Here is a 463-nt window from a genome sequence, read left to right as displayed (position 1 = left end):
AACCCAAGCAGGCCGTTCTGCCAGCGCTACATCGATCCGAAGCTGGATTTTATTCGGAAGCATTTCTCAGAGATCGCTTTGCCGCGTTAGGAGTAGCTGTTTGTGGTCTCACACGGATTTACCCCGCAACTTTGCGATCCGCTCACTGAAGCCTTGCGCAATGGCGCTCCTTTCACTGAGCTTCCTGAAGCGTTTCGCACACTCCAGCTTCATCTGCTGAAGAAGCCTGGGGGCGATAGGGAAATGGTCGACATCCTTTCGCTCGTCTTACAGCATGACGAACAGGCCGTACTCTTGGCGGTCGACATGGCGCTAAAGACTGGAGTGCCGACAAAAACCCATATCCTCAATTTGCTTCACCGTCTGGTGGACGGCAAATCACTCATTCCACCCACGATTAATGCACCGCAGGCACTTACTCTTAACAATGAACCCAAGGCCAATGTTGAACGCTACGACACCT

Annotated in this window: 1 pseudogene; it reads left to right on the top strand. The window is 52.5% G+C overall.

Going from position 1 to position 463, the window contains the following annotated elements:
- Nucleotides 1-150: 150 nt before the first annotated feature.
- Nucleotides 151-463, top strand: a pseudogene (locus tag HBA93_RS18580) (IS21 family transposase); the annotation flags it as partial.

The organism is Ochrobactrum sp. SFR4 (genome assembly GCF_019730395.1).
GTDB lineage: Bacteria > Pseudomonadota > Alphaproteobacteria > Rhizobiales > Rhizobiaceae > Pseudochrobactrum.
This window is presented reverse-complemented; position numbering and strand designations above follow the sequence as displayed.